Annotated in this window: 12 protein-coding genes; 3 read left to right on the forward strand and 9 right to left on the reverse strand. The window is 50.7% G+C overall.

Annotation, left to right across the window (positions count from 1 at the left end):
* Positions 1 to 9: 9 nt before the first annotated feature.
* The gene (locus HA050_RS07250) at positions 10 to 990 is read right to left on the reverse strand and encodes a GGDEF domain-containing protein (protein WP_166823991.1); all 981 of its coding nucleotides are present in this window, start codon (positions 988 to 990) and stop codon (positions 10 to 12) included.
* Positions 991 to 1095: 105 nt separating this feature from the next.
* Between HA050_RS07250 and mpl the strand changes: the two genes are divergently transcribed.
* Entirely contained in the window at positions 1096 to 2460 is a 1365-nt protein-coding gene (gene mpl, locus HA050_RS07255) for a UDP-N-acetylmuramate:L-alanyl-gamma-D-glutamyl-meso-diaminopimelate ligase (protein ID WP_166823993.1), read from the forward strand.
* A 156-nt stretch (positions 2461 to 2616) separates the two neighbouring features.
* Positions 2617 to 3474, forward strand: a complete 858-nt coding sequence (locus tag HA050_RS07260; protein ID WP_166823995.1) for a PIG-L deacetylase family protein — start codon at positions 2617 to 2619, stop codon at positions 3472 to 3474.
* 93 nt (positions 3475 to 3567) lie between these two features.
* Here HA050_RS07260 and HA050_RS07265 read toward each other — a convergent pair whose 3' ends face one another.
* From HA050_RS07265 to rfaE2, 5 genes are all read right to left on the reverse strand, one after another.
* Complete coding sequence (locus HA050_RS07265; protein ID WP_166823998.1) at positions 3568 to 4620, reverse strand: glycoside hydrolase family 18 protein; 1053 nt, start codon at positions 4618 to 4620, stop codon at positions 3568 to 3570.
* 56 nt (positions 4621 to 4676) lie between these two features.
* On the reverse strand, positions 4677 to 5027 hold the full coding sequence (locus HA050_RS07270; protein ID WP_099398337.1) for a RidA family protein: 351 nt from the start codon (positions 5025 to 5027) through the stop codon (positions 4677 to 4679).
* Between the two features lie 279 nt (positions 5028 to 5306).
* Positions 5307 to 6494, reverse strand: coding sequence for a DesA family fatty acid desaturase (locus tag HA050_RS07275; protein WP_166824000.1), 1188 nt, complete (start codon positions 6492 to 6494; stop codon positions 5307 to 5309).
* Between the two features lie 72 nt (positions 6495 to 6566).
* A complete protein-coding gene (locus tag HA050_RS07280; protein ID WP_166824003.1) occupies positions 6567 to 7880 on the reverse strand; it encodes a mechanosensitive ion channel family protein in 1314 nt (437 codons plus the stop codon).
* On the reverse strand, positions 7877 to 8371 hold the full coding sequence (gene rfaE2 / locus HA050_RS07285; protein WP_166824005.1) for a D-glycero-beta-D-manno-heptose 1-phosphate adenylyltransferase: 495 nt from the start codon (positions 8369 to 8371) through the stop codon (positions 7877 to 7879). The genes HA050_RS07280 and rfaE2 overlap by 4 nt, the downstream gene beginning before the upstream one ends.
* A gap of 264 nt (positions 8372 to 8635) precedes the next feature.
* On the opposite strand from rfaE2, the gene HA050_RS07290 reads away from it, so the two are divergent.
* Positions 8636 to 9379, forward strand: coding sequence for a competence/damage-inducible protein A (locus HA050_RS07290; protein ID WP_166824008.1), 744 nt, complete (start codon positions 8636 to 8638; stop codon positions 9377 to 9379).
* Between the two features lie 60 nt (positions 9380 to 9439).
* On the opposite strand, the gene cpsG is transcribed toward HA050_RS07290, so the two are convergent.
* From cpsG to HA050_RS07305, 3 genes are read right to left on the reverse strand one after another with little or no spacing between them, the layout of a single operon-like run.
* Positions 9440 to 10804: a phosphomannomutase CpsG gene (gene cpsG / locus HA050_RS07295; RefSeq protein ID WP_166824011.1), complete on the reverse strand. Its 1365-nt coding sequence runs from the start codon at positions 10802 to 10804 to the stop codon at positions 9440 to 9442.
* A gap of 4 nt (positions 10805 to 10808) precedes the next feature.
* Entirely contained in the window at positions 10809 to 11294 is a 486-nt protein-coding gene (locus tag HA050_RS07300; RefSeq protein ID WP_166824014.1) for a GDP-mannose mannosyl hydrolase, read from the reverse strand.
* The gene (locus HA050_RS07305) at positions 11278 to 12696 is read right to left on the reverse strand and encodes a mannose-1-phosphate guanylyltransferase/mannose-6-phosphate isomerase (protein WP_166824017.1); all 1419 of its coding nucleotides are present in this window, start codon (positions 12694 to 12696) and stop codon (positions 11278 to 11280) included. Before HA050_RS07305 ends, HA050_RS07300 begins: the two co-directional genes overlap by 17 nt.
* Positions 12697 to 12876: the final 180 nt, after the last annotated feature.

Raw genomic sequence — 12876 nt, forward strand, 5'->3', positions numbered from 1 at the left:
CGCAGCCTCTTATTGGGCCAGCTCAATCAGGCCCCGGCCATTGCGTTTAGCGATATACAGCGCTTCATCGGCGCGCAGCACGAGTGCGCGGCCATTTTCATCACCGCGCAACATGGCAATCCCGGTTGAAAACGTCACATCCAGGCGCTGCTGTTTATACATAAATGGATTGCGGCGGGCCACCTGCTGCAAACGCTCAAGCACATAGCGCGCACCATGAATATCGGTTTCGGCCAGCAAAATCAAAAATTCTTCACCACCATAACGCACAAGAATATCTGACTCTCTTAAAACTGATTTTGCGAGACCGGCAATATGAACCAGCACGTTGTCGCCCACGGCATGGCCAAAACGATCATTCACTAATTTGAAATCATCCAGATCAAACAGCACCACCGATAATTTATGGCCGTGCCGCTGGGCAAGCTTGGCTTCACGTACTAAACGATTATCAAACCCCTGGCGATTCATTGCCCCTGTCAGCGCATCTTGCTCTAAAATCTGCCGGTTAATGGCCAGGTTTTCTTCGATACTGCGCACAGAATCACGGATAGCCAGCAAATCGGTTTTCGATGCGGTTACGGATGAATGCATTTCAGACGTAGAATTAATGATGGTATTGAGCAGGGTTTCCAGCTTGCTGTGCGTATCATCAGGGCTGACACTCTGTTCTAAATGTGCACGTCTTGTATCTTGCAGCTGGTCTAAACTGGCGGTCATGGCCTCGTTACCACCAGCTAAAGCGCTTAATAACTGCCCCGTGGTTTCGCCCATATCGCCAAGGATATCTTCCACCTTGTAAAGCAACTGCCATGCTTGTAAGGTTTCGTTCGATGTTTTGGCATCGGGCGATTTAATCGTGGCAATGGCGTTGTAAAATTTGGTGTAATTTTCAGGTGTTGGCGCTAATCCACGTTCCGAAAGCTTTTTAAGTGCAATCCGGGCAATTTCCACCGGATTGACAGACGCTGATACAGTTACATTAGACATAAGTGACACAAAGCCATTACACAATAGTTTAGAAGAACGATTGTACGCAAACACGAGCGATGAATCTATGACAATACCCTTATTACCCTAGGAATTTAAACCGATATGCATATTCATATTCTCGGAATTTGCGGCACATTTATGGGTGGCATTGCTGCACTTGCCCGTACAGCAGGCCATACAGTAACCGGCTGCGACGCCAATGTTTACCCCCCAATGTCTACTCAGCTGAAAGCACTTGGAATTGAGCTGATCGAAGGCTGGGATTCAGACCAGCTGTCTTTAGGTGCAGATCTGTATGTGATCGGCAATGTGGTTACGCGCGGCAATCCTTTAATGGAAGAAATCCTGAACCGCGGCCTGCCATATACATCAGGCCCGCAATGGCTGGGCGACAATCTGCTGCGCGATAAATGGGTGCTCTGCGTTGCAGGAACTCACGGCAAAACCAGTACCAGCTCGATGCTGGCGTGGATTTTAGAATACGCAGGTTTAGCGCCAGGCTTTTTAATTGGCGGCATTCCGGAAAACTTTGGCATCTCCGCCCGTGCTCCAGGCATACCACGCCAGGACAGCGCGTCCACCTCTCCTTTTTTTGTACTTGAAGCCGACGAATACGATACCGCTTTCTTTGATAAGCGCAGCAAATTTGTGCATTACCGCCCGCGCACTGCCGTGCTGAATAATCTTGAATTTGATCACGCCGATATTTTTGCGGATCTGGCCGCCATTGAAACCCAGTTTCACCATTTGGTACGCACCGTGCCGGGCCTTGGGCGGCTGCTGGTGAATGGCAAGGAAGACAGCTTAAAACGAGTCCTCGATAAAGGCTGCTGGAGTGAGGTGGAATACTTTGGCGGTGCATCCGGCTGGCGTGCGGGCCGTTGCTTTGACGATGGCTTTGAAGTACTGCTTGGTGATCAGCCTCAGGGTGAATTGCACTGGGATCTGATAGGTGAGCACAATCAAATGAATGCGCTGGCCGCGATAGCAGCAGCCCGCCATGTGGGCGTAAGCCCTGCCGTGGCTATTGCAGCACTTGCGGAATTTAAAAACGTGAAGCGCCGCATGGAGATCAAAGGCCATTGCAAGGGCATTACGGTTTACGACGACTTTGCTCACCACCCTACTGCCATTGCCACAACTGTGGCGGGCTTACGCAAAAAAGTCGGCAATGCCCGCATTCTGGCTGTACTGGAGCCACGATCCAACACCATGAAGCTGGGCAGCATGAAAGAAGCACTGCCGGGCAGCCTGCAAGGTGCTGACCTGATTTTCTGCTATGGCGCCAATCTTGGCTGGAGCAGCAGCGAAGCCCTTGCATCTCTGGGCACTAAAGCGCAAAGCTTTGATGATCTCAGTCTCTTAATTGAAGCAGTGCGTCTGGCCGCGCAAGCAGGTGACCATATTCTGATTATGAGTAACGGCGGTTTTGGCGGTGTGCACGGCAAATTATTAGCTGCTTTATAAAAAATATGAGCAAGCGGAGAGAGGCAGCGCGGATATCTGCGCTAAAAGCCCGCCTGATCACGATCCAGATCAAGGCAGGCCCCTCCCCTCGCTTAACGCAAAAGCATATACTGCGTAAGTAATTTCACTTAACGAAAAGACTTGGAGAAGACGCCAATGAGCAATCCGTATATCGAGCTGGTTAAGGCCCACGACGCCCTGTTACAAAAACAAGATGCACCATTGTTTACGACCTTAGATGGCCTGACGATTGCGGCAAAGCAAGCGCAAACCTCCTCTCCCGTGGCCATGGTTTTTGCGCCCCACCCCGATGATGAATGCATTATTGGTGCTTTACCCCTGCGCCTGGCGCGCGAAGATGGCTACCGCGTAATCAATGTGGCCGTCACACTGGGCTCTAATTTGCCACGCCAGCCAGAACGTCTGGCCGAGCTGGATCGTGCCTGTCAGGTACTTGGTTTTGAATTACAGGAAACAATTCCCGGCGGCCTGATGGCGGTCAACCCGAAGACCCGCGAAAGCGATCCTGCCGCATGGGCAGAAAAAGTAGATGTCATCGCCGCACTAATCAAACAATACCAGCCCACAGTATGCGTTGTGCCTAACGACAACGACGGCCACGCCGCGCATATCGGCACGCATTTCCTCTTGCTGGATGCTCTGGCCAGGCTGGGCCATGCCTGCTTTGTGGTGCAATCTGAATTCTGGCGTGCAATGGCCACACCGAATGCGCTGATTGAAACGAATATTGCTGACACCGCTGATCTGATCGCTGCGCTGGCTTGCCACGTGGGCGAAGTGCAACGTAATCCTTACCACCTGCGTTTAACCTCATGGATGGCCGACAATGTACGCCGCGGGGCAGAAGTAGTGGGTGGAGCCGGTGTTGCCGCACCTACTTTCTCTTTTGGCACGATCTACCGCATTGATCACTTTGACGGCAAAGCCCTGCAAGACAATGGCCAAAAGTACATTTTGTCCGCAGAACAGCGGATAGGCAGTTTGTTTAAGTAATAACTCAGGGGGGCGCGAACTTGTGCCCCCTGAAAAATACCGGTTAATGCCGTGGCTTAAGTTGATGAATCCGGCCACGGCCTTGTGACCGCCCTACTCATACTGCAAACCTTCCCACAGCGCATCCATCAGCACGCCATCTCTGTCTTCTGAGTACTCCCAAAAGAAAGCGCCTGCCAGGCCGTGTTGCTTCACAAAAGCCATTTTGTGAGCAACAGAGGTTTCGTCTTCATAGCTGACAAAGCGCTCCCCAGCCATCAGCCAGGGTGCTTTAGCATCATCATCCCAGTGTTTTACCGCACCCGCCGGAATCAGCTCGTGCACAATCTGGCTATAGCTGGCGCTGCCATTACTCTTTGCAAGCCCCGCCTCACCCAAAGCAGGGGCAATCAGGCTGCGGCCATAAAATGCACAGCCTAAAACCAGCTTATGGGCTGGCAGACCATTGGCCGTCAGTAAGGCCACTGATTTAGCGCAGCTATCGCCTTCCGGGTCTGCCGGGGTATTAAACAAATTGCTGTGATGGCCAGCGCGAGTCGCCCAGCCATTATAAAAATCGTAAGTCATTAAATTAACAAAATCGCAAAGCTCAGCCACTGCGGGCATCTCTACACCATCAAGATAATACTGGCCCGCACCGGCAGCGATAGTCAGCAAATAAGAATCGCCATGCGCTTTGGATTCTGCATTCAGCTGGCGGCGCAGCTCGGCCAGCAGCAGCGTAAAATTGTGCTTATCTTCCGGCCTTGCCTTAATCCCCGCCATATCACTGGCCGGATATTCCCAATCCAGATCAATGCCATCAAAACCATGCAGATGCATAAAGCGAATTGCAGAGGCCACAAACTGCTCGCGCGAGCTGGCCGTTAAAGCCGCGTCCGAGAAGCCTTCTGCCCCCCAGCCACCAATTGAAATCAGTAATTTAAGATGAGGATGCCTGGAGCGCAGACCGCGTAAATGAGCAATCCCCTCCACCGCACGTGGCTGGCTTTGATCTTTACTTTGCTCCGTAAACAGCACTACTTCGCCATCCTGAATATTGGCAAAGGCATAGCAAATATGCGTCAGCCTTGCGGCATCGCGCTCCAGCGGCAAGCCAGACCAATCCGTCCAGCCCGCGATATAGCCCAATAAAATATGTTTCATAGCGTCCTCATCTGCACTCAACCCTGCCCATCGCCAGGCGGCATAGACCGCCCTGCTTACAAAGCAGCAATCACCGACATTTCTACTTTATAACGCGGATCAGCCAGACGAGCCTCTACCGTTGCGCGGCAAGGGGTATGACCGGCAGGCACCCATTCAGACCATGCGATATTCATTGCATCGTAATCGGCCATATCCGCCAGATAAATTGTGACTGAAAGAATCTTTTGTTTATCAGAGCCAATTTCACCTAATAATTTATCAATAAAGCCCAATACTTCAACGGTTTGGCTTTTTGCGTCAGCTTCCAGATTTTCCGCAATTTGCCCGGCCAGATAAACCGTATTATTGTGCACCACAATTTCAGATAAACGCGGGCCGACGTGATAACGCTGAATTGAAGACATTTAGAACTCCCTTTAAATTTAAAAAAAGCTTAAAAAAATATGCAGGCACAGAGATCAATCAGAACACAAAGCACCCGGAGAAAAAAAGAATGAATATAGAAATTTTTTTGAAAAATTTGCAGGGTTTATAATTATGTAAGCAGCATTCTGTGGCAATGAATTTCTTTATTTTCTTTCTGCGTGCGCTGTGTTCTTTGCACTTTCTCTGAGTCTGTAAATCTTTTTTCAAGTATATAGAAAACACAAAAAAGGCGAACCCTCGTTCGCCTTTTTATATGATTAAACCACGGTGCGCAGCCGGAAAGAGAAGTCTTGCAATGCGGCAATACCGCTGGCTTCGGCTCGGTTACACCAGTCCTGCAGCAGTTTCACCAGCTCCGGACGGGATAAGGCAGAGCGCTCCCACAAACGTGTTAACTCCTGGCGCATCTGATAAATTTGCTCCAGCACAGTGCTTTCTGCCAGCACCTTCGCCAGGATTTTCTGATCCTGCTCAGGCGTGTCTTTGGCATCCTGCTTAAGCCAGATTTTCATTTGCCGTACCGGATCAAAATCAATCTGCGGCAATCTGGCGCTATGGCGCATGCGTTCTACTTCTTCGCCTACCGTGCCTTTTAAGGTTCGCGCATAATTGGCAGCAATCGCATAGCGGTTTGCAATAATCGCTTGTAAAGAGGCTTCGTCTAATTCACGTTTTGCCGCTGCAGATAAAGTCATTTTAGGCGCAATTTTACGCACCTTTGCCAGGCCAAAAATCTGCAGGCTGCGGATATACATCCAGCCAATATCAAATTCAAACCATTTATAAGACAGCTTGGCCGATGTGCCAAAGGTATGGTGATTATTATGCAATTCTTCACCGCCAATAATAATTCCCCATGGAACAATATTGGTTGATGCATCTTCGCATTCAAAATTGCGATAGCCCCAGTAGTGACCAATACCATTAATAATGCCGGCAGCAGTCAGGGGAATCCAGATCATTTGCATGGCCCAAATCCAGATGCCATTAACGCCAAACAGGCAAAGATCGATCAGCAGCATCAGCACAGGGCCAAGCGTATTGTGTTTGCCATACAGATGGCGCTCTAAAAAATCATCGGGCGTGCCATGGCCATACTTTTGCATGGTTTCTTTATTTGCAGCTTCGGCACGGTACAGCTCGTAGCCTTCCCAAAATACTTTTTTAATGCCGTAAATTTGCGGGCTGTGCGGGTCTTCTGCCGTCTCACATTTGGCATGGTGTTTACGGTGAATTGACGCCCATTCCTTGGTGATCTGCCCTGTGGTTAACCAAAGCCAGAAGCGAAAAAAATGACTGGCAATCGGGTGTAAATCCAGCGCACGGTGCGCCTGATGCCGGTGCAAAAAAATGGTTACTGATGCAATCGTAATATGCGTCAATACCAAAGCCACCAATATATAAGCCCACCAAGGCAGGTCGATCAGCCCATTAAGCCAGTTCATTTTCTTATCTCCACACAGGCCAGCAGCCTGTTTTATTTTTTGTAAGCACGGATTCTACGCAAGACTTGCCGGTCAGGCAGCATCAAGTGGCGGCTTTAATGCCGTCGAATTCAGCACGGTAACTTCACGCCGGGGGTAAGGGATCTCAATATTGTGCTCTTGAAACAAGCGCCATATCTTTAGATTTAGTCCAGATCGCAAAGAAAGCTGACCATTTTCAGGATCGGCCAGCCAAAAGCCCAATACCAGATTAATACCACTATCCGCAAAGGCCGAGACAAAGGCGCCGGGCGCTGGCGTGCTTAAGATTCGCGCCTCGCCTTCGGTCACGGAGCGGAGTAAATCCAATACAAAATCTAAATCTGTACCATATGCCACTTGAACAGGCAGTGAAGTCCAGATCGATTTATCGTTATACGATTGATTGACCACCGTGGAGGTAATCAGCGTGTCATTAGGCACCAGGGCTTCTGTGCCATCCGCAGATTTTAAAACCACATAACGTGCCGTAATGCTGCTAATGGTGCCAAGGCGATTATCAATCTGTACCAAATCGCCAATTTTGATTGAGCGATCGAGCAAAATAATAAAGCCCGATAAATAATTAGATGCAATTTTCTGCAAGCCAAAACCCAGGCCCACACCCACCGCACCACCAAAAACAGACAGCACCGTTAAATCAATCCCCACGAGTGGCAGGGCAATCACAATGGCAAAAATCAGCAACAGCACGCTGGATATCTTTGACAGCACCACACGGACATTCATATCCATCATCTGGCTGGACATCAGTCGCCGCTCTAACTCCCGGCCCATCCACATCGCAATCAGCAGGGTTGCGGCAACAGACAACAGGCCCTGCCCGATGGTTAATACCGAGATATGTGCTTTGCCCACCGGCAGGCTGATGCTGTCGAGCATTTCAGCGACTTCTGGCGAAATACCCAATACATGCAGGGCATAAATAAACCAGATCGATCCGGAGATATATTTCTCCCAGCGCATCACCCATGATGCGCCATCAAAAACACGGCGGATCACATAAACAAGGATACGAATATTGGCCATGGCCAGCAGGAGCACGCTCGCCAGAGCTATCAGCTTAAAGGGCGGCACAAACCAGACTTTAAGAATAACGCCCGATAAAATCACTAATAAATATGCATTTAAAGGAAAAAACGCCCGCAGTAATCCCTCTCCTCCCATACGCCAGTGCCAGCTGTTCTGATCTGGATTCACTCTGCGCTTTACGGTGCGATTCACCCACCATGCAAATGCCAGCGCAAATAACAACATACCCAGCTGGGCAAAAAACTGCGGATGCAAATAGCCCTGATCACCCAGCTCATTCACAAAATCAATTAATAAATTATTGCGTGTGCTCATAGGCTTTGACGAATCCGCTTAATTGTTTCGGTGGTGGAGGTCGCAAATAAGAAAGGAATAGAATGCACGCTGCCGCCCCATTCCAGAACCTGCTTGCTGCCCACAATATGCTCAGGCGCCCAATCACCGCCTTTCACCAGCACATCAGGACGTATGGCCAGAATGACATCCAGCGGGGTATCGGCATCAAACCATGTTACAAGACTCACGCATTCCAGCGCAGCCAGCACCGCGGCACGCTGCTCAGTATGATTCACCGGCCTGTCTTCCCCCTTGCCAAGGCGCTTGACCGAAGCATCGGTATTAATCGCCACCACCAAACCCGCTCCCAAAGCACGCGCCTGCGCCAGGCAAGTCACATGGCCACGGTGCAAAATATCAAAACAGCCATTAGTAAAAACCAAAGGGCGCGGCAGGCTGGCCAGCCTTGCGGTTAATTCTTCGGGCGGGCAAATTTTTTGTTCAAATGAAGGGCTGGGATAGATGGACATTTTGAATTAGGAAGGCAGAAAAGATTGATCATAAACAAGGGATCTGAGCGGATCAAAGTATTAATTTGTCCAGTACCCATTTGGGCAGATAAAACCTGCACAAGTTCAATATGCCGTAAGGATATAAAACCAATGATTGTGATGATAAAATTCAAAAAACATACCGGACAATCGCAGTTCGGATACATACTCTGCTGATGCACCTGAATCAAAAAGCCTGAATCAATTCAGCCCTGCATTAAAGCTCACAAAGAGAGGCGCGTTATGGCTGCATTTCATCTGTTTATTATTGGTGACGAAATTCTTTCCGGGCGTCGCCAGGATAAGCATTTTGCCCATATTTTAGAAACGCTGAAGAAAAGAGGCCATAAAGTCGCCGCAGCCTCCTACTTACCCGACGATAGTGCCGTGCTCACCGAAGCCTTTAAACGCAGCCTCAGTGCAGGCCAGCATGTCATTTCTTGTGGTGGCATAGGCGCAACGCCAGATGATCACACCCGCCAGGCATTTGCCAAGGCACTCGGGTTGCCGCTGAGCTTGCACCCGGAGGCCGCTGAGCTCATTACGACCCGCTTTGCCGAAGCGGCTTACCCGCACCGCATTCAAATGGCGTATTTGCCAACGGGCAGCGGGCTGATCCCCAATCCGGTTAATCAAGTGGCTGGCTGCTTTTTGCAGCATCATTACCTGGTGCCAGGTTTTCCCAGCATGGCGTGGCCTATGCTCGACTGGATACTCGATCAGCACTATAGCGACGAGGCACCTGAGGCCACGCTATCTATCGTATTGCTGAATGCCCGCGAAGGCGAGCTGATTGGCGTGATGCAGGCATTTACCACGCGTTACCCGCAAGTTGGCTTCAGCAGCCTGCCCTCTTATGGCAACGAGCTTCACCCTGAGCCGCATATTGAATTCAGCATTACCGCAGAGCCGGAATTAGCCGCTGAGGCGATGAGCTATTTTCAGGCTAGTTTAGATGCTGTGCTGAATTCTCAGGCCGCCAAGTGAATTTGATTCACCCCAAGAAAAACGCCTCATCTGAGGCGTTTTTCTGATTCAAATGCATCTTTATGCGTCTAACAGCTGCAAAATCGCCTCAGTATGCTTTTGCATTAAAGCCATATCCGCACGCGATTCTACATTTAAGCGCACTACCGGCTCGGTATTGCTTGAACGCAGATTAAAACGCCAATCAGCATATTCCATGCTGATGCCATCGGTAAGATCAACGATTAAAGCATCGCCTTCATAGACAGCACGAACACGAGCAATCGCAGCTTTAGCGTCCGTCAGCTTGCGGTTAATCTCGCCTGAAGACGGGTAAGCCGCAATGCGCTGCTCAACCATGGCGGACAATTTTTGCTCGCGGCGGCTCATCAGCTCGATCACCAGCAGCCACGGAATCATACCGCTGTCGCAATAGGCAAAATCACGGAAGTAATGATGGGCGCTCATTTCGCCGCCATACACCGCGTCTTCCAGGCGCATGCGCTCTTTAATAAAAGCGTGGCCAGTTTTGCTTTGAATCGCCACCCCGCCCGCAGCTTGCACCACATCCACGGTATTCCAGGTTAAACGCGGATCATGGATGATTTTCTGGCCCGGATTCTTTTGCAAGAAAGCTTCCGCCAGCAGGCCAACAATGTAATAACCCTCGATAAAATCACCACGCTCGTCAAACAGGAAACAACGATCAAAATCGCCATCCCATGCAATCCCTAAATCAGCGCCGTTCGCAATCACCGCATTGGCGGTATCGGCGCGGTTTTCTGGCAGCAGCGGGTTAGGAATACCGTGTGGGAAAGTACCATCAGGCTGGTTATGCACTTTAATCAATTCAACCGGCACTGCTGCCGCTTTAAATTTAGCCTCCAGCGCATCCACCACATGGCCAGCCGCACCATTGCCCGCGTTTAAAACAATTTTTAAAGGGCGCAGGGCGGATAAATCCACATATCCCAAGAGATGCTCAATATAAGCATCCAGGATAGAAAGCGAGCTGATACTGCCGCGCTGACCAACCGGGGCAAAGTCGGCTGATTCGGCCAAGCTTTGAATATCACGCAGGCCAGTGTCACCGCTAATCGGCACTGCACCGCGTTTCACCAGCTTCATGCCGTTGTAATCCAGCGGATTATGGCTGGCGGTGACTTCGATACCACCATCCACATCTAAATGAAACGCCGCGAAGTAAACTTCCTCGGTGCCGGTCATACCCAGATCGATCACATCGCAGCCTGCGTCCATCAGACCATTAGCCAGTGCCAGCTTTAATTCTTCGCTGGTCAGGCGCACATCCCCCCCAAGCGCCATGCGCTGAGGTTTAAGCAACTGGCCATAGGCACGGCCAATGCGATAAGCGATATCGGCATTCAGCTCGGTGCCCAACTGGCCACGGATATCGTAGGCTTTAAAACAGCTTAATTTTGTCATTGTTTTACTCGAAATATGCGCGGGAATGCAGATGCACAGTGGGGTCATGGATAATTTCATCCTGAGTAGCCCAGCGGTAGCGGGCATGCTGCTCACCCAGCGGCAGAGCCATATCGGATTCGCTCAGCTGCAGCTTATAAGCAAGCACAACGTAGTGCGTGCCAAAGCCCTCTGCCCGACCGGCGTTGCTGTCATAAAAATGCTCATAAACACCCAGCCACTCGCCAGCAGAGCGGGCCAGCGCCACGCCCAGCTCGGCCTGTGTCAGGCGCAAAAAAGCCGCATCCAGCGTTTCATTTTTTTGCACCCGCCCACCCGGCACAAACCAGTGATCACAGGCGGGCTGATTATTACGCCAGCCCAGCAGCGCTTGCCCGGTGGCGTTATACACCACCAGATCAATCGAAATCAGCGGCGCACGCTCCACCACCTGCAAAAAATCAGCAAACGGCAGCAGGCTGGCCGCTTCAGGCTTATTTGCTGCGGCCATATACATCTTCAAAACGCACGATATCGTCTTCACCCAAATAGGAGCCAGACTGCACTTCGATCAGCTCCAGCGGCATCTTGCCCGGGTTTTCCAGGCGGTGAGTTGTGCCTAAAGGGATATACGTTGATTGGTTTTCTGACAAGAGAATCTCCTGATCCCCATTCACCACCCTGGCCGTACCCTTCACCACGATCCAGTGCTCGGCACGGTGGTAATGCATTTGCAGGCTAAGCGATGCGCCCGGATTCACCACAATCCGCTTCACCTGGAAGCGCGAGCCGGCATCGATGCCTTCGTAGCTGCCCCATGGGCGGTACACGCGGCGATGCGTAACTGATTCGCTGCGGCCTGCTTTATTTAAACGCTCCACAATTTTCTTCACATCCTGAACCTGGTCTTTATGCGCCACCAGCACCGCATCGGCGGTTTCCACAATCACCAGATCCTGCACCCCGATCGCCGCAACCATGCGGGTTTCGCTGCGGATATAGCAGCCGCTTACACGGTCCAGCATTACATCGCCAAGCACGCTGTTACCCGCTTCATCTTGCGGCGTCACATCACGCAATGCCGACCAGGAGCCAATATCGCTCCAACCCAGGCCTGCTGCGGCAATGACTGCCGCATGGGCGGTTTTTTCCATTACCGCGTAATCGATGGAATCTGACTCACACGCCGCAAAGGCATCGCTATCTAAGCGCAAGAAGTCTAAATCGCGTACGCCTTTAGTGACAGCTGACTGCACCGCAGCCAGCATTGCAGGCTGATAAGCCGCCATTTCACGCACATAGGCATCGGCGCGAAACATAAACATGCCGCTGTTCCAGTAGTAATCACCCGAAGCTAAAAACTGCGCAGCACGCTCAAGATTTGGTTTTTCTACAAAGGCAGCAACGGCAAAGGCATCCCCAGATAAGCGATCACCACGGCGGATATAACCGTAACCGGTTTGCGGCTCAGTGGGCGTAATCCCGAAAGTAACCAGTTTGCCCGTAGCCGCCACTGTTGCGGCCTGCGCCACCAGGGCCTGAAACACATCGCCAAACTGAATCACATGATCCGATGGCAAAACCAGCAGCATGGCATCCAGATCGTCTTCCAGCGCAATCAATGCAGCTGCGGCGACTGCAGGCGCCGTATTACGGCCCATAGGCTCTAAAACCACGCGCGAATCGCCCATGCCCACGGCACGCAATTGCTCGGCCACCAGAAAGCGATGCTCCTGATTACTGATCAGCAGAGGTGCCACAACATCCGGCATTCCTTGCAAGCGTGTTGCAGTTTGCTGCAACAGGCTTTGATCACCGTGCAATTTTAAAAACTGCTTAGGATAACCGCCACGGGACAGCGGCCACATACGACTACCCGACCCACCACAAAGAATTACCGGAGTTATTGACATGAACGATCCATAAAATTTAATTGAGCTGTCTGAAAAACATGTGATATTACGAAAAATACATATCTGTTTTTATTAAACAATGAATAGAAAAATTATATTGAACAGTATTCTCTAATAAAGAGTATTCTAAATAACAGCGGGGATTATTTTCGCAGATCCAAAGAATGATGACAAATAAAA

The organism is Iodobacter violaceini, from assembly GCF_011601265.1.
Taxonomy (GTDB): Bacteria; Pseudomonadota; Gammaproteobacteria; order Burkholderiales; family Chitinibacteraceae; genus Iodobacter; species Iodobacter violaceini.